Source organism: Streptomyces sp. NPDC053427 (genome assembly GCF_044544985.1).
Taxonomy (GTDB): Bacteria; Actinomycetota; Actinomycetes; order Streptomycetales; family Streptomycetaceae; genus Streptomyces.
This window is the reverse complement of the sequence record NZ_JBITYA010000005.1, coordinates 470,477-490,363: the sequence shown is the minus strand read 5'-3', so window position 1 is coordinate 490,363 and position 19,887 is coordinate 470,477. Positions and strand designations below refer to the sequence as shown.

Here is a 19,887-nt window from a genome sequence, read left to right as displayed (position 1 = left end):
CGTTCGCCGAAATTCCCCTCACACCCGGCCGTGGGACTTCTGCGCACGCCGCGACAGCGAGTCAATGACCACGGCGATGAGCAGCACACCACCGGTGATCATGAACTGGACGGCCGTCTGGATGCCCATGAGGGCCACGCCGGAGGCGATCGACTGGATGACCAGGACGCCGAGGAGGGCGGACCAGGTCCGGCCCCGGCCGCCGAACATGCTGGTGCCGCCGATGACCGCCGCGGCGATGGCGTCCATCAGGAGGTTTCCCGAGCCCGAGGACTGGCTGGCGGAGGTGACGCGGGAGGCCAGGAACAGGCCGCCGATCGCGGCCATCGTCCCGGAGATCATGAACACCGAGATCCGCACCAGGCCGACATTGAGACCGGTCCGGCGGGCGGCCTCGACGCTGCCCCCGAGGGCGAAGATCATCCGCCCGTACGGCGTGCGGCGGAGGACGTAGTCGAGGCCCACGAGGAAGATCAGGAAGATCAGCAGGGCCAGCGGCAGGCCCTGGAACTGGTTGAGGACATAGGCCGCGGCGAGCGCGACGGCGGCGAGGACGGCCGTCCGCAGGAGGGTCTCGCGCAGCGGGCGGGAGGGGATGCCGGCGGCCCGGCGGCGCATGGTGTCCCGGTACGAGGCGAGGAAGTACCCGGCGGTGCCGAGCGCGGCCAGGCCGTACGCGGCGGCGACATCGGTGAAGTAGTGGCCGGTCAGCATGGCGACCAGGCCCTTGTCGTCGAGGTTGATGGTGCCGCTGGTGCCCAGGATGTAGAGCATCAGGCCGTTCCAGCCCAGCAGGCCCGCAAGGGTGACCACGAAGGCGGGCACCCCGACCTTGGCGAAGAAGAATCCCTGTACGGCTCCGATGGCCGTACCCGCCAGCACCGCCAGGAGCACCGCGAGACCCTCGCCCATGCCCTGGTTCACGTTCAGCACCGCGAACGCGGCCGCCGCGAGGCCGCTCACCGAGCCGACCGAGAGATCGATCTCGCCGAGCAGCAGCACGAAGACGATGCCGATCGCGATCAGGCCGGTGCCGACGATGTCCACGCTGAGGTTGGACAGATTGCGCGGGGAGAGGAAGTTCCTGTTGAGGCTTTCGAAGATCAGCCACACGACGACGAGGCCGAGAACGACGGGGACCGAGCCGAGTTCGCCGCTGCGGAAGCGGCGGGCGAACGACGCGAGGGCCCCCTGTATGCCGTGCTCGGGCGGTCCGCCCCGGCGCCGTCGGGCGGCGGGGGACGGCCTCCCCGCCCCATGGCCGTCGGCGCCCCGGTCTCCCGTGGCGGACGGCTTGTGCTTTCTGAGCGTCCAGGTGCGGCTCACGGCTCCACCTCCCACCCGGGGGTCTTACGGCGGGTGACGGCGTTGTCCGTGGCCCCGGTGATGGAGGAGATGATCTGTTCGTGAGAGGTGCTGGTGACGTCGAAGAACCCGTTGTTCCGGCCCAGTCGCAGCACGGCGACCCAGTCCGCGACGGCCTTGACATCGCCCATGTTGTGGCTGACCAGGAGCACCCCGAGGCCGCGTTCGCGCAGCTTGTCGACCAGATCGAGGACCTGGGCGGTCTGCTCGATGCCCAGCGCCGCCGTGGGCTCGTCGAGCAGGACCATGCGGGGCTCGCCCAGGAGCGAGCGGGAGATCGCCACGGTCTGCCGCTGGCCGCCGGAGAGGGAGGCGACGGGCAGGCGCACATCGGGCATCCGGATGGCGAGCGTGTCGAGCAGGTCCAGGGTGAGGCGCTCCATCTCCACCTCGTCGAGGACACCGGCCCGGTGGATCTCGCGGCCGAGGAAGAGATTGCCGACGACGTCGAGGTTGTCGCACAGCGCGAGGTCCTGGTAGACGGTCGCGATGCCCATGTGCCGGGCGTCGTGCGGCCGGGCGATCTGGACCGTACGGCCCTCCCACGCGATGACGCCCTCGTCGGCCGGGTCGACGCCGGCGATCACCTTGACCAGCGTGGACTTTCCCGCGCCGTTGTCGCCCACCAGCGCGACGACCTGTCCGGCGTGGACGTCCAGTTCGACGTCCGCGAGCGCCTGCACGGCGCCGAACCGTTTGAAGATCCCGCGCAGGGAGAGCAGCGGCGGTGCGGACATGGGTACCCGCCTTACCTGATGAGTCCGGCCTTGGTGCAGGCGGCCGCGAAATCGGGGGTGCAGATCTGATCGACCGTGTACATGCCGTCCTTGACGACGGTGCTCTTGATGTTGTGGACGGTCACCGCGATCGGGGTGAGTAGCACGGTCGGGATGCCGCGGGTCGTGGCGCTGTCGACCGTGCGCGTGGCGATCTTGTCGAGCGGTTTGCCGTGCACCAGGGCGACCGCCATTTCGGCCGCGGCGGCGGCCTCGGGGGCGAACGGCTTGTAGACGGTCATGTACTGCTCGCCGGTGACGATGCGCTGCAGGGCGGAGAGTTCGGCGTCCTGGCCGGTGACCGGCGGCAGCGGATCCATCTTGGCGGCCCGCATGGCGGCGATGATGCCGGAGGCGAGACCGTCGTTGGCGGAGTAGACGCCGTCGATGTTCTCGGCACCGAGCGCCGAGATGGCGCCGGACATATTGATATTGGCGTTCTCCGGCCGCCACCCGGCGGTCTCGTACGCCTTGCCGATCTTCACCTTCCCCTTGAGGACGGCCAGCGCGCCCTTCTGGAACCAGGCGGAATTGGGGTCCGACGCGGCGCCGTTCATCATGACGATCTGGCCGCCGTGCGCCTTGTCACCCATCGCCTTGAGCAGCCCCTCGCCCTGGAGCCGGCCGACCTGGTCGCCGTCGAAGGAGACATAACCCGAGACCGGCCCCTCGGCGAGGCGGTCGTAGGCGACGGTCGGGATGCCCGCCCGGTGGGCGTCCTCGACGGAGGAGCGCATCGACTTGGAGTCGACGGCGTCCAGGATCATCACCTTGACCCGCTTGGTGATCATCGCGTCCACCTGTTGCTGCTGAGTGGCCACATCGTGCTGCGCGCTGGCGAACTGCACCCGGCAGGCGGGGCACAGCTGATGGATCTTCCGCTCGATCAGGGGCTTGTCGAACTGCTGCATACGGGAGGTGTAGTCGGGGAGCAGCAGGGCGATCTGCGCACCGCCGCCCGGGGCGGGCCCGCCGGACCTGCCCACCTCCCGGGCGTTCCCGCAGGCGCCCGCCCCGACGGCCAGGCACAGCCCGGCCAGGACGACGGCGGCCTTGTGCGGGAGAGCAGTCACCTCAGCGGACCTCCTCCGCGTCGCCGCAGCCCAGCCGCTCGCGCGGCGACAGCGCGAGTTCGCTCCACACCTGCTTGCCGCCGCTGAGCGGCACCGAGCCCCAGGACGCCGACATCGCCTCGACGAGCAGCAGACCGCGGCCGCCGGTCGACTCCCAGTCCACGCTCACCGGCTTGACGGGCGTCCGCGGCGAGGCGTCGTTCACCGCGATCCGCAGCCGGTCCCCGGCCAGCGTCAGATCCAGCCGCACCTCGCCCTGCGTATGCGCGATGGCATTGGTGACCAGCTCGGACACCACCAGCAGGGCCACGTCCAACTCCTCCGTCACCCGCCACGTGCGCAGCGTGCGCGCGGTGAAGCGACGCGCGTGCATGACGGCGTCGGGGAGCCGCCAGACGGTCCAGCGGGCCCGGGTCGGACGGCTGCGCATCCCGTCGTAGCGCAGGACCAGCACCGCCACATCGTCGTCGCGCCGCTTGGCGCTGCCGATCAGCTCCTCGGCCACCCGCCCGGCATCGGCCGGGTCCGCCGCGCCGAGCGCCTCGCGCGCCTTGCGCAGCCCGTCCTCCAGGCGGAGGCTCGCCGACTCGGCCAGACCGTCGGTGAGCAGGGCCAGTACGGTGCCGGGGGCCAGCCCGACCTCGGTCAGCGGGAACTCGCCGTCCGCGATCACGCCCAGCGGCGGGCCGCCCTCGACGCGCATCTCCTCGGTGCTGCCGTCGGGGTACCGCAGCAGCGGCGGAAGGTGCCCGGCCCGTACGAACCAGGCGATGCCCTCCTCCATGTCCAGATCGACATAGCAGCAGGTGGCGAACAGGTCCGTCTCCATGCCGACGAGCAGGCGGTTGGTGTGGGCGACCACCACATCGGGCGGGTGGCCCTCCACCGCGTAGGCCCTGATGGCCGTGCGCATCTGGCCCATGATCGTCGCGGCTCCGGCGCTGTGCCCCTGCACATCGCCGATGACGAGCGCGACATGACCGTCGGAGAGCGGGATGACGTCGTACCAGTCGCCGCCCACGTCGAGTCCCACGGTCGCGGGCAGATAGCGGGCGGCGGCCACTCCGCCGGCCAGCTTCGGCAGTTTGCGGGGCAGCAGGCTGCGCTGGAGCATCGTGGTCAGCTCGTGCCGGGCATCCAGCGCATGCGCACGGACCAGGGCCTGCCCCGCCAGAGCGGCGGTCGCGGTCAGCAGCGACCGCTCCTCGGGCCCGAACCGGTGCTCCTCGTCCCAGCCGACCAGGCACACCCCGACCATCCGGCCGTCCGCGGGGAGCGGCAGCACGGCGAGGCCGCCGGGGGCGACGCCTTCCAGGCCGGGTTCGAGCGGGGCCCCCGGCGGCCACAGGGCCACCTGACCGGCCCGTAGCGCGGCCTCCAGGGTGGGCAGCTGGTGGCACGAGGCATCGGGCCATTCGGAACGCCACTCCGAGCGCCACGCCGAGGGCCAGGCGTCGGGATCCGGGGGATCGAGGTCGGTCACCACGAACCGGTCCGCCTCCAGTTCGGCGACCGCCACCCGGGCGGCACCCAGCGGCGCCCGCAGGGCCGCGGCGACCACCCGGCTGACGTCCCGCGTGGTCGTCGTCCCGGCCAGCGAGGCGGACAGCCGCTGCACGATGGCGACCTCGTCGGCCGTGGGCCGCAGATACGCGGCGTCGGCGACCACGCCCAGCATCCGGTCCGGCGTGCCGTCGGCGGCGGCCCGCACCCGGCAGCGCAGGCTCAGCCAGCGCAGTTCGCCGTTCGGCCGGCGGATCCGGAACGACAGAAGCTGGCTCGCGGCGGACACCCGGTCCGGCTCCACCATCGCCATCAGCGCGGGCACATCGTCCGGGACGGTTCGCGCCAGCAGCGTCTCCACCCGCCCGTCGAACTCCTGCGGCGCGATGCCGAACAGCTCCAGCACCTGCGCGTCCGCGTCCATCCGCCCGGTGCCCAGCCCCAGGATGAAGGCGCCGCCCCGGAGCGCGTCCAGCCCCGGCCCCAGCAGCGCCCGCCCCTGCGGCCGCCGCTCCACCGCGCCCCCGGCCCGCCCGATGACCCGCGCCGCCACCGCCTCCAGCCCCGTCGTCACCTGGTCGGCATGCAGCTCCAGCAGACTGCGCCGGTCGGCACCGAAGGCGTCCGCGCCCTTGTCGACGACCACCAGGCAGCCCAGCCGGTCGGTGTCGTCGCCCAGCGGCAGCACGCCCACCGAAGCGTTGGCCGCGCCCTCGTCCGGCCCCAGCCACTGCGGAAGCCCCGTCCGGAAGGCCGTGGCGACCGGGGAGTCGCCGGACCGCGCATAGCGCACCGGCAGCCCGGAGGGGACGCCGGAGCCTCCGACCGCCTCGGCCAGCTGAAGATCGCCGTCCCCTTCGGCCGGCACGTAGACGGCGGTCAGCTCAGCGCCGGAAGAGCCAAGGACCCGCGCGGTCACTGCCTGCACCGCCTCCGTACGCGGGAAGCCGTCGTCGTAAGCCACGGTCGCCGTATCCGCCCTCGGGGCCGGGGCATCCACCCCGGCCCCACCTCATCGGACATTTCGCCATTTATCGCCTCTCCTCCATGGTGCGGCATCCGGGGAGAGGGGAGCGAGTCGAGACGGCGGCCGACGGGAGCCGACGGCAGCGGTACGGGCGGAAGGCCCACCCCTCCGGAACGGTGGCGCGCTCCGCCGGGCCGGTGCGGCCGCGGACCGGAGGAGGGGCCCGCCGAGCTCGGCGCGCCGCCACCGGCGGTCCGCCGCCCAGGCCCTCGCCGAGGCCCGTACCCACCGGCACCTACCGCGGCGGGCGGAGGCGGGGGCGCCCCTCCGCGGTCGGCGGCCGAAGTACCCACCCCGGTAAAGGAGTTCGGGCAGGAAAACCGCGACCGGCGTCGGCTCCCCGGCTCAGCCGGGCACCAGTACGGCGGCCCCTTGTACCCGGTCGGCCGCCAGATCGGCGAGCGCCTCCGGAGCGCGGCTCAACGGATAGGGACTGACCGTGACCCGGATACCGATCCGCGCCGCCGTCTCCAGGAACTCCCGCCCGTCCTGCCGGGTATTGGAGGTCACGCTGCGCAGATTGCGCTCGTAGAAGAGGTGGCGCTGGTAGCTGAGCGCGGGGACATCGGTGAGGTGAATGCCGGCGATGGCGAGGGTGCCCGACCGGTCCAGCGCTTCCAGGGCCACCGGTACGAGGTCGCCGACCGGCGCGAAGAGAATCGCCGAGTCGAGCGGTTCGGGCGGGCGGTCGTAGGCGTCGGCGGCCGAGGACGCGCCCAGAGCGAGGGCGAGTTCACGCGCCTGTGCCGACCGCGTCAGGACGTGGACGGTCGCTCCCTCGGCCAGCGCGACCTGCGCGGCCAGATGCGCCGAAGCCCCGAACCCGTAGATCCCCAGCCGCCCGCCGGACGGCAGCGCGCTGCGGCGCAGCGCCCGGTAGCCGATGATCCCGGCACACAGCAGCGGCGCCAGCTGCGCGGCGCTCCGGTCGTCCGGGAGCGGATAGGCGTAGTCCGCGGGAACGACGGCCACCTCCGCGAACCCGCCGTCCGCGTCCCAGCCGGTGTACCGGGACGCCGGGCAGAGATTCTCGCGGCCCGCCCGGCAGTACGCGCAGACGCCGTCCGTCCCCCGCAGCCAGGCCCCACCGGCCCGGTCACCGACCCCGAAGCGGGTCACCCCCGCGCCGACCGCGACCACCCGCCCGACGATCTCGTGCCCGGGCACGGTCGACGGTCGGTGTGGCGCCAGGTCCCCTTCCGCCAGGTGAAGATCCGTACGGCACACTCCGCACGCCTCCACCCGCAGCAGCAGCTCCCCGGGTCCTGCCCCGGGCACGTCACGCCGCACAGCCGCCAAGGGCCCGGACGCCACCGGGCCGGGTCGCTCGACGACCCAGCCGGACAGTACGTCCGGGACGTCCGGACCGGAACCCGGCGCCATGCCTCCAGCGTCGCGCCACCCGACGATGCGGGCAAACGGTGGCCTTTCGGGGCGCGCGGGGGCACCGCCTCGGCGGCATCAAAGATCCGCCTCCTCGCCGATGTACAACCCGGCGAACGCCCGCGCCGCGGACGGCGATCCCAGCAGCCGACGCAGCCTGGCCGAGGCCGTGCCCGCCCGGAAGCGGTCGCCCGAGGAGGCACCGTGCAGCACGTCCGACAGCCACTGCGAGAACTCCAGGTACTGCCACACGCGCCGCAGGCACGCCGCCGAGTAGCCGGCGAGGCCGCCGTCGTCACCCTGGTAATGCGCGATCAGCGCATCGGCGAGCAGCAGCGCATCGTTGATCGCGAGGTTCATGCCCTTCGCGGCGATCGGCGCGACGAGGTGCGCCGAGTCCCCCGCCAGGTAGAGGCGGCCGTGGGCCATCGGTTCCACCACGTAGTTGTGCATGGCCAGGACCACCTTCTCGGCGAGCGGTCCTTCCGTCAGCGGCCGGGCGCCCGTGGCGGCGAGGCGGGTGTGCAGCGCGTCCCATACCCGCGCATGCGACCAGTTCTCGGCGCTTTCGCCGGGCGCGACCTGAAGGTAATAGCGGGTGACCTCGGGGCTGCGGGCCATATGGGCGCCGAGCCCGCTCTCGTGGATGCCGAAGACCACCCCGTCCGCGGACGGCGGCGCCTCGGCGAGCAGGGCGAGCCAGGCGACGCCGTGGTCGTACCGCGTCATCGCGATCCGGTCGGCGGGTATCGCCGCCCGGCTCACCCCCCGCGCGCCGTCGCAGCCCGCGATGAAGTCGCAGTCGATCAGGTGCCGCGCGCCGGTGACCGGATCGGCGTAGGTCACCGCGGGCCGGTCGCCCGCCACGTCGTGCAGTCGCACATCCTGTACGCCGAACCGGACATCGCCGCCCTGTGCGTCCGCATAGGACGCGACGAGATCGGTGACCAGCAGCGGCTGCGGATAGACGAAATGGCGGCTCCCCGACAGCTCCGCCGTCCGCAGCACCTGCCGTTCCCCGTCGAACCGGAACTCGAACTCCGCCTGGGTCTCGGCCCGTTCCAGCAGCCGGTCGGCGAGTCCGTGCCGGTCCAGCGCCCGCACCGCCCACTCCTCCATGAAGCCGGCGCGCGGCCGCCGCTCGATGAAATCCCTGCTCTCCGCCTCCAGTACCACGCAGTCGACCCCGGCGCCGCGCAGCAGATTCGCCAGGGTGAGCCCGGCGGGACCGGCGCCGATGATCGCGACGCAGGTGCGGGTGAGGGCAGGGGAGGGCGACGACACGTCGAGGGTTTCCCTTCGAACCGGGGACGAAGATCGTACGCAGTATGGCGGTTGACGCGGGCGGCCCGTCCCGGACCCCCGCAGACGCCCGCGGTACACGAAACCGGCATGCCGACGCGAGCACGCCAAGCAGGTTGCGTACCCTGACCTGGCCGTCTCGTCGATGGCCACGAGCTTTCGTCGTACGACAGGAGTACCCGCATGACCGCCCCCGCCCCCGCTGGTCCGGCATCCAGCGCCTCGGTACGTCATCGCCTGCGGGCGTGGATGCTGGAAGGCCTGGCCGATATGGCCAAGCATCAGCAGGGCGCACACCCCCAGCCGGAGCCCACGCACAAGGGGCAACGGTGGTGGCGGGTGATGTGCCTGACGGGCGTGGACTACTTCTCCACCCTCGGATATCAGCCAGGCATCGCGGCCCTCGCGGCGGGCCTGCTGTCGCCGATTGCCACCATCGTCCTGGTCATCGTGACCCTCGCCGGCGCGCTGCCGGTCTACCGGCGGGTGGCCGAGGAGAGCCCGCGCGGCGAGGGGTCGATCGCGATGCTGGAGCGGCTGCTGTCGTTCTGGAAGGGCAAGCTGTTCGTTCTGACCCTGCTGGGCTTCGCCGCCACCGACTTCCTGATCACCATCACCCTGTCGGCGGCCGACGCCTCCACCCACCTGGTGGAGAACCCGCACGTCAACAGCGTCCTGCACAACCAGCAGCTGGTCGTCACCCTGATCCTGGTCGCCCTGCTCGGTGCGGTGTTCCTCAAGGGCTTCCTGGAGGCGATCGGGGTGGCGGTCGTCCTGGTGGGGCTCTACCTCGCGCTGAATGTGGCCGTGGTCGTCGTCGGACTGTGGCATGTGGCCACCGCGCCGCATGTCGTCACCGACTGGTCGCACGCACTGACCACCGAACACGGCAGCCCGGTGGCGATGGTGGGGGTGGCCCTGCTGGTCTTCCCGAAACTCGCGCTGGGACTGTCCGGCTTCGAGACCGGCGTCGCGGTCATGCCGCATGTCGAAGGCGACGAACAGGACACCGAAGAGCGCCCCAGCGGCCGGATCCGCGGAACGAAGAAGCTGCTCACCACCGCCGCCGTGATCATGAGCGTCTTCCTGATCATCACCAGCTTCGTCACGACCCTGCTCATCCCGGAGGACGCCTTCAAGTCCGGCGGGGAGGCCAACGGCCGTGCCCTGGCCTATCTGGCCCACGAGTACCTGGGCTCCGCCTTCGGCACCGTCTACGACGTCTCCACCATCGCCATCCTCTGGTTCGCCGGCGCCTCCGCCATGGCCGGGCTGCTCAACCTGATGCCCCGCTATCTGCCCCGCTACGGCATGGCGCCCCACTGGGCCCGCGCGGTCCGGCCGATGGTCCTGGTCTTCACCCTGGTCGCGTTCCTGGTGACCTGGATCTTCAACGCCGATGTCGACGCCCAGGGCGGCGCCTACGCCACCGGCGTCCTGGTCCTGATCAGCTCCGCCGCGATCGCCGTGACCATTGCCGCCCGGCGCGCCCGTCAGCGGGGCTGGACCATCGGCTTCGCCGTGATCTCCCTGGTCTTCCTCTACACCACCGTGGTCAACGTCATCGAGCGGCCGGACGGTGTGAAGATCGGCGCCTGCTTCATCGCCGGCATCATCCTGCTGTCGTTCCTCTCCCGCGTCGCCCGCGCCTTCGAGCTCCGGGTGACCAGTGTGGTCCTCGACGACGCCGCCGAGCGCTTCATCCACGACGCCGCCCAGCGCGGCATCCGCTTCATCGCGAACGAGCCCGACCAGCGCGACGTGGCCGAATACCGCGACAAGCTCCAGCAGATCCGTACCGACAACGACATCCCGACGGCGGAGGACGTCATCTTCGTCGAGGTCACGGTCGGCGACCCGTCCGAATTCGAGAGCGAGCTACGGGTCCGCGGCGAGCTGCTGCACGGCCGCTACCGCGTGCTCTGCCTCGACAGCTCCACCATCTCCAACGCCCTGGCCGCCCTGCTCCTGCACGTCCGCGACACCACCGGACAGCGGCCGCACATCTACTTCGAGTGGACCGAGGGCAACCCCTTCGCCCAGTTCCTCCGCTTCTTCCTCTTCGGCCAGGGCGAGGTCGCCCCGGTCACCCGCGAGGTCCTGCGCGAGGCCGAACCCGACCGGGACCGCCGGCCCCGCGTCCACGTCGGCTGAGCGACTACCCTCCGAGGCCGTTACGCGCCCGTAGCTCACCGATGTACGCGTCGACCTGCCCACGGTCGTAACCCCGCCGCGTCAACGCGAACGCGGGCGGATCCGTCGGCGGCTCGGCCCCGGACAGCCGCTCGACGTAGGCGTCGACCTGTCCGCGGTCGTAGCCGCGCCGCACTATGGAGAAGCCGAACTCGTGCCCCGGGCCCGGGGCGTTGCGCGAGGAAAACATCCGGTCGTCCCCTCCCTTTCACGTCGTACCGGGGTGAAAGCTACTCCTGCGCACGATGCGGAGTGGCGGGAACCCCGGGAGGGCCGCGAGGAGTTGATACGGCGTGCAGGAACGTCTGGGCAGGATCGCCGCCAAGCTCGCCCTCGTCGCCGGGCTGCCGGGCCGGGCCCACTCCTTCGGAGAGGAGGCGCACCGCTTCCGGCTCGGCCCGCCGCTGCCGGAGTCCCGGGTGACGGAGTTCGAGACCGAGCACGGCATCCGGCTCCCGGAGGGCTACCGGAGCTTCCTCACCACGGTCGGCCATGCGGGCGCCGGCCCGCACTACGGCCTGGTGCCACTGGAGGACTGGGACCTCGCCGTCCTCGACGCCGTCCGGCCCGGCCATCTGCGCGAGCCCTTCCCCCTCTCGCCCTTCGACCCCGCACCGGGCCCGGACTGGTACGACGCCCTGGACGACGAGGACGCCGAGCCCTACCCCGGCGCCCTCACCCTCACCCACCGGGGCTGCAGCCACTACACCCTCCTCGTCGTCTCCGGCCCGGCCCGCGGACGCCTCGTCAATGCCGACCTCGACATGCGGCCGCCCCACTTCTGCCACGACACCGACTTCCTCGGCTGGTACGAGAGATGGCTGGACGAGACCGCCGCCGGGATGGGCACGGCCGGATTCGACCTCTCCCTGCCGTACGGCGAGCCCGAGCTGGCGTCCGTACTCCGCGACGCGGCGGACGCCCATCAACGGCGAGCGGCCGCCTGGACCTTGGGCCGCTACCCGGCACTCGCACCGGCCAGCAGGTCCCTGCTCCGGGCCGCCGCGCTCGGTGACGCCGCCGACGAGGTCCGCCGGGCCGCCGTCATCGCGCTGGGCCGCCGCCCGGTACCCGACGACGAAAGCGCGCTCACCCGCGCGCTGGCGGACGCCTCCGCCGGCACCCGGGCCGCCGCGCTGCGTGCCCTGGCCCGCCGCGGCGGCGCCTGGCACGCCCGGGGCCGCGCCCTGCTGTCCGACACCTGCCCGGAAGTCCGCAGGCTGGCCGTCCGCACCCTCGAAGAGTCCGGCGTGATCACCGCGGAGGACCTCATACCGCTGCTGACCGACCCCGACCGCTCGGTCCGGGACGCCGCCGCCGCGACACTGCAAGGGCCGGCCCGGAAGTGATCGATCGGCTCCGCCCGGCGGCGCCCGACTCCGGTCGCTTCCGCTGTCCGCCCGGAGCACCCTGGAGACGTAACCCGTTAGCCGTGAACTGAGCTGTGAGGTGTCCCATGAGCACGCTCGAAGAGCACATAGACATCGGCGCCCCCCTCGACCTGGCATGGGATGCCCTGCACCAGGTCGAGAGCTATCCAAAGTTCGTGGACGGCGTCCGCGAAGCCCATTTGGAGGGCGAGCGGACGCATCTCGGACTCGATGCGGGCGGCCGGTCCCAGGAGCTGGAGCTGGAGATCAGCGACCGCAAGACGGAAAAGGTGATCACCTGGCAGACCACGACCGGCCCTGACCTGGCGGGCACGGTCTCGCTGCTACCGATCGACCGCGAGCACACCCGCGTCCAGGCGCGGTTCGAGTACGACCCGGGCACCATCAAGGAAGATTTCGGCGGGCCGAAGGGGTTTGCCCAGGCCGCCGCGATCGAACGCGGGCTGCGGGGCGATCTCCAGCAGTTCAAGGAGATGGTGGAACACAAGCGGTGATGTGCGTGCGGCGGTGAGGGCGAACCAGTGGACGGTGGCCAGTTCGGCGGCCGGCGAGCGGGCAAGGGGAGGGGACGAGGCGATGCGGGGCGTCACGGCCCGGCAGGCGCCTCGTCCGTAACGGCCACCAGCGCGGGCCGCAGCAGCCGGCCGCCGACCCGGTAGCCCTGCCGGAGGACCGCCCCGCAGGTGGCGCGCTCGACCCGGCCGGCGGGGGCGTCGGGAGGGAGGTCGGCGGGTGTGTAGGTGAGGGCCTCGTGCAGGCTGGGGTCGAAGGGGGCGCCCGGCGTGCCGAAGGACTCCAGGCCCAGTGCCGCCAGTTCGGTCTCCAGCGCCTCGGCAACGCGCCGGAAGCCGCCGGTCAGCTCGCCCTGCTCGGCGGCCTCGGCGACGGCATCGAGCACGGGCACCAAGCGGCCCAGCACATTGGCCACGGCGATCTCGCCGACCGCCCGGCGATCACGGTGGACCCGCTTGCGGTAGTTGTCGTACTCGGCCTTCAGCCGTTGCAGATCGGCCGTGCGCTCGCGCAGTTCGGCGCGGAGCGCGGCCTCCGGCGACTCCGGCTGCGCGGCGGGGGCGTGGCCGGACGGCGTGCCGCGGTCCGGACCGGCGGTCCCCGACCCATGGACGGTGCGGGACGGGAGCACGGCGGCGCCGCCGTCCGGGTGATCGCGGACGATCGCCAGCGGCGGGTGGGGGAGGCCCCGGACGTTGGTCGGGCGGTTCATCGCGCGCTGCCCTCCTGCTTGTCGTCGTCGACGATCTCGGCGTCCACCACGTCGTCGGCGTCGGTCTGGCCCTGCTCGCCGGCCGGGGCACCCTCGGCGCCACCGGCGGCCTGCGCGGCCTGGGCGTCGGCGTACATGGCCTGGCCCAGCTTCTGCGAGACGGCCGCGACCTTCTCGGTGGCGGTGCGGATCTCGGCCGTGTCCTCGCCCTTGAGCTTCTCCTTCAGCTCACTGACGGCTTCCTCGACCTCGGTCTTCACCTCGGCGGGGACCTTGTCCTCGTTGTCCTTGAGGAACTTCTCCGTCTGGTAGACGAGCTGCTCGCCCTGGTTACGGGACTCGGCGGCCTCACGCCGCCGGCGGTCCTCCTCGGCGTGCTTCTCGGCCTCGCGGACCATCCGGTCGATGTCGTCCTTCGGCAGCGAGGAGCCGCCGGTGACGGTCATCTTCTGCTCCTTGCCCGTGCCCAGGTCCTTGGCCGTGACGTGCATGATGCCGTTGGCGTCGATGTCGAAGGACACCTCGATCTGCGGGAGGCCACGCGGGGCCGGCGGCAGACCGGTCAGCTCGAACATCCCGAGCTTCTTGTTGTACGCCGCGATCTCGCGCTCGCCCTGGAACACCTGGATCTGCACGGACGGCTGGTTGTCCTCGGCCGTCGTGAAGATCTCCGACCGCTTGGTCGGGATCGTGGTGTTGCGCTCGATGAGCTTGGTCATGATGCCGCCCTTGGTCTCGATACCGAGAGACAGCGGGGTGACGTCCAGCAGCAGGACGTCCTTGACCTCGCCCTTGAGGACACCGGCCTGGAGGGTGGCACCGATGGCGACGACCTCGTCCGGGTTGACGCCCTTGTGCGGGTCCTTGCCGGTCAGCTCCCTGACCAGCTCGGTCACCGCGGGCATCCGGGTCGAGCCACCGACCAGAATCACATCGTTGATGGCGGAGAGCTCGATCCCCGCATCCTTGACCGCGTTGTGGAACGGAGCCTTGCAGCGCTCGAGCAGGTCGGCGGTCAGCCGCTCGAACTGCGCGCGCGTCAGCTTTTCGTCCATGTGCAGCGGCCCGTCCGGCGACGCACTCAGATACGGCAGATTGATGGTGGTCTCGGTCGCCGCCGACAGCTCGATCTTCGCCTTCTCGGCGGCCTCCCGCAGCCGCTGGGTGGCCATCTTGTCCTGCTTCAGATCAATGCCGTACGCGTTCTTGAACTGACTGGCCAGATGGTCGACGATCCGCTGGTCCCAGTCGTCCCCACCGAGGTGGGTGTCGCCGTTGGTGGCCTTCACCTCGACGACGCCGTCGCCGATCTCCAGCAGCGAGACGTCGAAGGTGCCGCCACCCAGGTCGAAGACCAGGATCGTCTGGTCGTTCTCCTTGTCCAGGCCGTACGCCAGCGCCGCGGCGGTCGGCTCATTGACGATCCGCAGTACCTTCAGTCCCGCGATCTCGCCCGCCTCCTTGGTGGCGGTGCGCTGCGCGTCGTTGAAGTAGGCCGGGACGGTGACCACGGCATCCGTGACGTCCTCGCCCAGGTACTGCTCGGCGTCGCGCTTGAGCTTCTGCAGCACCCGCGCGGAGATCTCCTGCGCGGTGTAGCGCTTGCCGTCGATGTCGCCGCTCTCCGGGAAACGCCACTGCGTATCGCCCATATGCCGTTTGACCGACCGCGCGGTGCGCTCCACGTTGGTCACGGCCTGCCGCTTGGCGATCTCGCCGACCAGCACATCGCCGCCCTTGGCGAACCCGACCACCGACGGAGTGGTCCGGGCCCCCTCGGCATTGGTGATCACGGTGGGCTCACCGCCCTCCATCACGCTGACCACCGAGTTCGTCGTACCGAGGTCAATACCGACTGCGCGTGCCATGGTCCTCTCCTCACCTTGCGGCCCGCCCGCTCCCGAAGCGGTCGCCGACGCGGCGCAGCGATGGCTGCGCCGTACGGTCCGCTGAACAGGCACCCTCACCCGCTGGTACGGAGAGCAAGCCACCTACACCATCTGCATAAATCGTGCCCACACACCTGTCAGGATGCACCGATTTTGTGGCAAATGGACCGTATGGCTACCGGCTGCCGGGTCGTGTCATCGCCCGCTCGCCCACCGGTAGAGGTGTTCCGGCCGCCCGGTGTCCCCGTATTTGAGGGTCAGGGTGATGTGGCCGCTGCGTTCGAGATGCTTGAGGTAGCGCTGGGCGGTGGAACGGCTGACGCCGGCGCGTTCGGCGACCTCGTGGGCGGAGAGCGGGCGCCCGGCCTGGTCCAGGACGTGCCGGACCAGGTCGACGGTCGCCGACGAGTGGCCCTTGGGGAGCTCGGCGTGCGGGGAGTCGGCGGTACGGAAAGCGCCGAAGATCCGGTCCACCTGTTCCTGCCCGGCCTCGCCGCGCCCGCCGACGCCCGCGACGGTCCGGCGCAGCGCGGCATAGCCCTCGAGCTTGCCGCGCAGTCCGGAGAAGCCGAACGGCTTGACGAGATACTGCAGCGCGCCGCAGCGCATCGCGTCCTGGACGGTGGTCACATCGCGGGCCGCCGTCACCATGATCACGTCGGCGTGGTGGCCGAGCTGGCGCAGCCGCCGCACCAGGGCCAGACCGGTCTCGTCCGGCAGATAGTGGTCGAGCAGCACCAGGTCGACGGGGGTGCGCTCCAGCGTCGCCAGCGCCTGGGCGGCGGTGTGCGCACGACCGACGACGCGGAAGCCGGGGACCTGGGACACATAGGCGGCGTTGATCTCGGCGACGTGGAAGTCGTCGTCCACGACGAGGACGTCGATCATGGTGTCCCTCCCTCGGCCCTCGCCGGTTTGCCGGCTGCCATGGGCCGGACGCCGGGGCCTCCTGGCGTATCGGCGGCGCCCGCTTCCCGGGCCAGCGCCTCGGGCAGTACGACGGTGAAGACCGCCCCGCCGCCCGCGCGGGCGGTCACCCGCGCCATCCCGCCGTACCGCTCGGCGAGCCGGCGCACCAGCGCCAGGCCGATGCCCCGGCCGCGATGGGCGGCCGCCGCCGGGGCGAGCTTGGTGGACCAGCCCTCGGTGAAGATGTCGCCGCGCAGCGCGGGCGGCACGCCGGGCCCGGTGTCCGACACCCGCAGCACCGCCGTGCTGCCTTCGGCGCGCAGCTCCACCTCCACGAACGGTTCGGCCCGGCGGCGCTCGGCGGTGGCGTCCAGCGCGTTGTCGAGGAGATTGCCCAGTACGGTTACCAGGTCGCGCGGGTCGACCACCGCATCGGGCAGCAGCGTCGCGGCCGACACCCGTAGCGACACCCCGCGTTCGGCCGCGATGGCCGCCTTGCCGACGAGCAGCGCGGACAGCAGCGGATCGTGCACCCGCTCGGCGATCTGCTCCGCGGACGCCCGGTGGGCGCTGGCCACCTCGGCGACGAACTCCACCGCCTTCTCGTGCCGGCCCAGTTCCAGCAGCCCACGCAGCGTGTGCAGCTGGTTGGCGTGTTCGTGGTCCTGGGCGCGCAGTGCGTCCAACAGCCCCTGGGTGCCGTCCAGTTCACGGCCGAGCAGCTCCAGCTCGGTACGGTCGCGAAGCGTCACCACCGCCCCTCCGTCCCGCGTCGCCACCCGGTTGGCGATCAGCACCCGCCCGCCGCTGACGGCCAGCAGATCCGCCCCGGCCACCCGCCCGGTCAGCACATCCGTCGTCCGGCCCGGCGGCAGCACCTCGCCCGGCGCCCGCCCCGCCGCCGACGCGTCCAGACCGAGCAGCCGCCCGGCCTCGTCGTTGATCAGCCGGATCCGCCCGTGCCGGTCACAGGCCACCACACCCTCGCGGATGCCGTGCAGCATCGCCTCCCGCTCGTCCAGCAGCGCGGAGATATCGGCGAACGCGACGCCGTGCGTACGGCGCCGCAGCCGGCGGGAGGCGACGAACGCGGCCAGCACACCGGCGGCCAGCGCCGCGCCCGCGTACCGCAGCAGCCCGGGGATGATGCCGAGCAGCCGCCCCCGGACGCTGTCGTAGGCGATCCCGACCGATACGGCGCCCACGATCCGGCCGCCGCCGTTGCGCAACGGCACCTTGGCGCGGGCCGACCGCCCCAGCGTGCCGGTGTCGATCCCCCGCACCTCCTGCCCGGCAAGGGTCCGGCTCGGATCGGTGGACACATGCCTGCCGATCTCGGCGGCATTGGTGTGCGACCAGCGCACCCCGCGGGTGTCCATCACCACGATGTACAGCGCGCCCGTCGCCGTACGGATCCGCTCCGCCGCCGCCTGCACCGGCCCGCGCGCATCCGGCCTGGTGACGACCAGCTGCCGCGCCAGATCCGGATCCGCCGCCGCGGTCTGGGCGATCGACAGCGCCCGCCGCATCGCCTGGTCGTCGAGCTCCGAGCCGAGCGGGGCGAGAAACAGACCGGTGGCGAGCACCATGACGCCCGTGGTGATGGCCACCTGCGCGGTCAGGACCTGCGCGAAGACCCGCCGGGGCCAGTGGATCCGCATCCCCGCCACCCCCTTGCCTTCCCCGTCGCCCCTGTGTCCCGGCCCGCCGCCCCGCCGCGGAACGGACTCGTCCGATTGACGTCGCGATGAGCGAACCGTAAGCGGAGGGGTGAGCGCCTGCCCACCCCTCGGTAACGCTTCCGTCGTTCTAAGGGCTGTTCCGTAATGTCTGGTGGATCAGCGCACGGCGTCAGATGCTCTCCGCTTCGCTCCGTCTCGGCTCTTCATTCGTCCCCCGGAAGCCGAGCTGCATCGCAAGGCGGAGGGACGTCCGGATACTGGGCGTATCCGGATGTTCCGACAACGCGGCGTGGGGGTACCTCCCAGCGTTAGCTGGGGGAGTGCCGTAGCTGTCGTCGTGCGCCCGCCAGGCATTACGGGACAGCCCTTAGCGTGAGCAAAACGAGCACAACAGGTACTGCGCGCAGAAAGGCGGCTTGCGCCCACAAGGCTGCCGCGGTGGCCCGGGTCGCTCCTAGCCTCCCGGCCATGAGCAGCCACCCCAGTCCCGCGATCGAACTGCGGGGAACGAGCAAGACCTTCCGGACCCCGTCCGGCGCACTGCACATCGCCGTCCGGGATCTCGACCTGGTCGTCGAACGCGGCGAATTCGTCGCCGTGGTCGGGCCCACCGGATGCGGCAAATCCACCACGCTGACGCTGATCAGCGGGCTGGAAGAGCCCACGGACGGCGACGTCCTGGTCGCCGGCGAGCCGGTCCGCGGCATCGGCGACAAGATCGGCTTCGTCTTCCAGCAGGACGCGGTCTTCCCCTGGCGCACCGTCCTGTCGAACGTGATGGCCGGCCCCCGGTTCCGCGGCGTACCGAAGCCCGAGGCGAAGGAGCGGGCCCGCGAATGGCTCGCCAGGGTCGGGCTGGCCTCCTTCGAGGACCGCTATCCCCACCAGCTCTCCGGCGGCCAGCGCAAACGCGTCGCCCTCGCCGCGACCTTCGTCAGCGACCCCGAACTGCTGCTCATGGACGAGCCGTTCTCCGCCCTGGACGTCCAGACCCGCGCCCTGATGTCGGACGAACTCCTCGACCTGTGGTCGGGCACCGGCGCCTCCGTCGTCTTCGTGACGCACGACCTGGAGGAGTCCATCGCCCTCGCCGACAAAGTGGTGGTGATGACGGCCGGTCCTGCGACCGTCAAGGAAGTCTTCGCCATCGACCTGCCGCGCCCCCGCCGGGTCGAATCGGTACGTCTGGAGCCGCGGTTCATCGAGATCTACCGGGAGATCTGGTCCTCGCTCGGCGAAGAGGTACGCCTCACCCGCGAGAGGGGCGCCGCCCATGCCGCCTGAGACCGTGGCCCTGGCCAAGTCCGCCGCCGAGGCCGACCCACCGGACCGTACCCAGGCCAGGGCGCGCGCCGCCCGCAAGCACAGACTCCTGGTCCACGGCACCCGGGTGCTGCTCCTGATCGGCCTGATCGGACTCTGGGAGGGGCTGGCCCGAGCCGCCGTCATCGACCCCTTCAACTTCTCGATGCCCTCGAAGATCTGGGAACAGATGAGCCAGTGGGCGCTGCACGGCACCCCGCAGGGCTCGTTGTGGGAGCAGATCTGGTACACGCTCTACGAGGCGCTGCTCGGCTGGGTCATCGGCGTGATCGGCGGCGTGGTGCTGGGCATCGCGCTCGGCCGGATCCGCTTCCTCGCCGATGTGCTCGGCCCGTACATCAAGGTGCTCAACGCCCTGCCGCGGATCGTGCTGGCCCCCATCTTCCTCATCTGGTTCGGCCTCGGCCCGGCCTCCAAGGTCGCCTCCGCCGTCGTACTCGTCTTCTTCCCGGTCTTCTTCAACGCCTTCCAGGGCGCCCGGGAGGTCGACCGCAACCTGGTCGCCAACTCCCGCATCCTGGGCGCCAGCAACCGCCAGGTCACCCTCCAGGTCGTGATCCCCTCCGCCACCTCCTGGATCTTCACCAGCCTGCACGTCAGCTTCGGCTTCGCGCTGATCGGCGCGATCGTCGGCGAGTACATCGGCGCGACCAAGGGCCTGGGCCTGCTGGTCTCCGCCTCGCAGGGCACCTTCAACGCGGCCGGCGTCTACGCGGCCATGGCGATCCTCGCCGTCGTCGCCCTGCTCGCCGAGGGACTGCTGGCCTTCCTCGAACGGCGGCTCTTCCGCTGGAAGCCGGCCGACACCTCCACCGACCGCTGAACCACCCCAGCCCCCTTTCCTCA

At 71.5% G+C, this 19,887-nt stretch carries 16 protein-coding genes; 5 read left to right on the top strand and 11 right to left on the bottom strand.

The genetic code is table 11. The annotated features are described in order from the left end of the window. Positions 1-18 precede the first annotated feature (18 nt). The 6 genes from ACIGWZ_RS16895 to ACIGWZ_RS16870 form a co-directional block, all read right to left on the bottom strand. Positions 19-1,326 carry a sugar ABC transporter permease gene (locus ACIGWZ_RS16895; protein WP_400065193.1) on the bottom strand — a complete coding sequence of 436 codons (1,308 nt, stop codon included), beginning with the start codon at positions 1,324-1,326 and terminating at the stop codon, positions 19-21. Continuing rightward, positions 1,323-2,102, bottom strand: coding sequence for an ATP-binding cassette domain-containing protein (locus ACIGWZ_RS16890; protein WP_400065191.1), 780 nt, complete (start codon positions 2,100-2,102; stop codon positions 1,323-1,325). Before ACIGWZ_RS16890 ends, ACIGWZ_RS16895 begins: the two co-directional genes overlap by 4 nt. 11 nt (positions 2,103-2,113) lie before the next feature. Beyond that, positions 2,114-3,214 (bottom strand): substrate-binding domain-containing protein, encoded by a 1,101-nt coding sequence (locus ACIGWZ_RS16885; protein ID WP_400065189.1) that lies wholly within the window; start codon positions 3,212-3,214, stop codon positions 2,114-2,116. Between the two features lies 1 nt (position 3,215). Then, a complete protein-coding gene (locus ACIGWZ_RS16880) occupies positions 3,216-5,636 on the bottom strand; it encodes a SpoIIE family protein phosphatase (protein WP_400065419.1) in 2,421 nt (806 codons plus the stop codon). Between the two features lie 453 nt (positions 5,637-6,089). Further along, entirely contained in the window at positions 6,090-7,127 is a 1,038-nt protein-coding gene (locus ACIGWZ_RS16875) for a zinc-binding alcohol dehydrogenase family protein (RefSeq protein WP_400065187.1), read from the bottom strand. 78 nt (positions 7,128-7,205) lie between these two features. Further along, the gene (locus tag ACIGWZ_RS16870) at positions 7,206-8,411 is read right to left on the bottom strand and encodes a 4-hydroxybenzoate 3-monooxygenase (RefSeq protein ID WP_400065185.1); all 1,206 of its coding nucleotides are present in this window, start codon (positions 8,409-8,411) and stop codon (positions 7,206-7,208) included. Between the two features lie 201 nt (positions 8,412-8,612). Here ACIGWZ_RS16870 and ACIGWZ_RS16865 point away from each other — a divergent pair, with 201 nt between their 5' ends. Further along, positions 8,613-10,583, top strand: a complete 1,971-nt coding sequence (locus ACIGWZ_RS16865; protein WP_400065183.1) for an amino acid transporter — start codon at positions 8,613-8,615, stop codon at positions 10,581-10,583. Positions 10,584-10,587: 4 nt separating this feature from the next. Here ACIGWZ_RS16865 and ACIGWZ_RS16860 read toward each other — a convergent pair whose 3' ends face one another. After that, positions 10,588-10,812 (bottom strand): DivIVA domain-containing protein, encoded by a 225-nt coding sequence (locus tag ACIGWZ_RS16860; RefSeq protein WP_400065181.1) that lies wholly within the window; start codon positions 10,810-10,812, stop codon positions 10,588-10,590. A 103-nt stretch (positions 10,813-10,915) separates the two neighbouring features. On the opposite strand from ACIGWZ_RS16860, the gene ACIGWZ_RS16855 reads away from it, so the two are divergent. Next, positions 10,916-11,971 (top strand): HEAT repeat domain-containing protein, encoded by a 1,056-nt coding sequence (locus ACIGWZ_RS16855; protein ID WP_400065180.1) that lies wholly within the window; start codon positions 10,916-10,918, stop codon positions 11,969-11,971. Between the two features lie 107 nt (positions 11,972-12,078). Then, complete coding sequence (locus ACIGWZ_RS16850) at positions 12,079-12,507, top strand: SRPBCC family protein (protein WP_400065177.1); 429 nt, start codon at positions 12,079-12,081, stop codon at positions 12,505-12,507. A gap of 92 nt (positions 12,508-12,599) precedes the next feature. On the opposite strand, the gene grpE is transcribed toward ACIGWZ_RS16850, so the two are convergent. The 4 genes from grpE to ACIGWZ_RS16830 form a co-directional block, all read right to left on the bottom strand. Then, positions 12,600-13,238, bottom strand: coding sequence for a nucleotide exchange factor GrpE (gene grpE, locus ACIGWZ_RS16845; protein ID WP_400065175.1), 639 nt, complete (start codon positions 13,236-13,238; stop codon positions 12,600-12,602). Beyond that, on the bottom strand, positions 13,235-15,106 hold the full coding sequence (gene dnaK / locus ACIGWZ_RS16840) for a molecular chaperone DnaK (protein ID WP_400065173.1): 1,872 nt from the start codon (positions 15,104-15,106) through the stop codon (positions 13,235-13,237). The genes grpE and dnaK overlap by 4 nt, the downstream gene beginning before the upstream one ends. A gap of 216 nt (positions 15,107-15,322) precedes the next feature. Next, entirely contained in the window at positions 15,323-16,015 is a 693-nt protein-coding gene (locus ACIGWZ_RS16835; protein ID WP_400065171.1) for a response regulator, read from the bottom strand. After that, positions 16,012-17,697: an ATP-binding protein gene (locus ACIGWZ_RS16830; protein ID WP_400065169.1), complete on the bottom strand. Its 1,686-nt coding sequence runs from the start codon at positions 17,695-17,697 to the stop codon at positions 16,012-16,014. The genes ACIGWZ_RS16835 and ACIGWZ_RS16830 overlap by 4 nt, the downstream gene beginning before the upstream one ends. A gap of 489 nt (positions 17,698-18,186) precedes the next feature. Between ACIGWZ_RS16830 and ACIGWZ_RS16825 the strand changes: the two genes are divergently transcribed. Then, complete coding sequence (locus ACIGWZ_RS16825) at positions 18,187-19,002, top strand: ABC transporter ATP-binding protein (RefSeq protein ID WP_400065167.1); 816 nt, start codon at positions 18,187-18,189, stop codon at positions 19,000-19,002. Further along, a complete protein-coding gene (locus tag ACIGWZ_RS16820) occupies positions 18,992-19,864 on the top strand; it encodes an ABC transporter permease (protein ID WP_400065165.1) in 873 nt (290 codons plus the stop codon). The genes ACIGWZ_RS16825 and ACIGWZ_RS16820 overlap by 11 nt, the downstream gene beginning before the upstream one ends. The last annotated feature ends 23 nt before the right edge of the window (positions 19,865-19,887 follow it).

What these genes read in the sequence shown, in the direction of transcription:
- ACIGWZ_RS16875 (WP_400065187.1), bottom strand. Translation starts at nt 7,127, where the DNA reads ATGGCGCCGGGTTCCGGTCCGGACGTCCCGGACGTACTGTCCGGCTGG.
- ACIGWZ_RS16860 (WP_400065181.1), bottom strand. Translation starts at nt 10,812, where the DNA reads ATGTTTTCCTCGCGCAACGCCCCGGGCCCGGGGCACGAGTTCGGCTTC.
- ACIGWZ_RS16865 (WP_400065183.1), top strand. Translation starts at nt 8,613, where the DNA reads ATGACCGCCCCCGCCCCCGCTGGTCCGGCATCCAGCGCCTCGGTACGT.
- ACIGWZ_RS16835 (WP_400065171.1), bottom strand. Translation starts at nt 16,015, where the DNA reads ATGATCGACGTCCTCGTCGTGGACGACGACTTCCACGTCGCCGAGATC.
- ACIGWZ_RS16850 (WP_400065177.1), top strand. Translation starts at nt 12,079, where the DNA reads ATGAGCACGCTCGAAGAGCACATAGACATCGGCGCCCCCCTCGACCTG.
- ACIGWZ_RS16830 (WP_400065169.1), bottom strand. Translation starts at nt 17,697, where the DNA reads ATGCGGATCCACTGGCCCCGGCGGGTCTTCGCGCAGGTCCTGACCGCG.
- ACIGWZ_RS16820 (WP_400065165.1), top strand. Translation starts at nt 18,992, where the DNA reads ATGCCGCCTGAGACCGTGGCCCTGGCCAAGTCCGCCGCCGAGGCCGAC.
- ACIGWZ_RS16825 (WP_400065167.1), top strand. Translation starts at nt 18,187, where the DNA reads ATGAGCAGCCACCCCAGTCCCGCGATCGAACTGCGGGGAACGAGCAAG.
- grpE (WP_400065175.1), bottom strand. Translation starts at nt 13,238, where the DNA reads ATGAACCGCCCGACCAACGTCCGGGGCCTCCCCCACCCGCCGCTGGCG.
- dnaK (WP_400065173.1), bottom strand. Translation starts at nt 15,106, where the DNA reads ATGGCACGCGCAGTCGGTATTGACCTCGGTACGACGAACTCGGTGGTC.
- ACIGWZ_RS16890 (WP_400065191.1), bottom strand. Translation starts at nt 2,102, where the DNA reads ATGTCCGCACCGCCGCTGCTCTCCCTGCGCGGGATCTTCAAACGGTTC.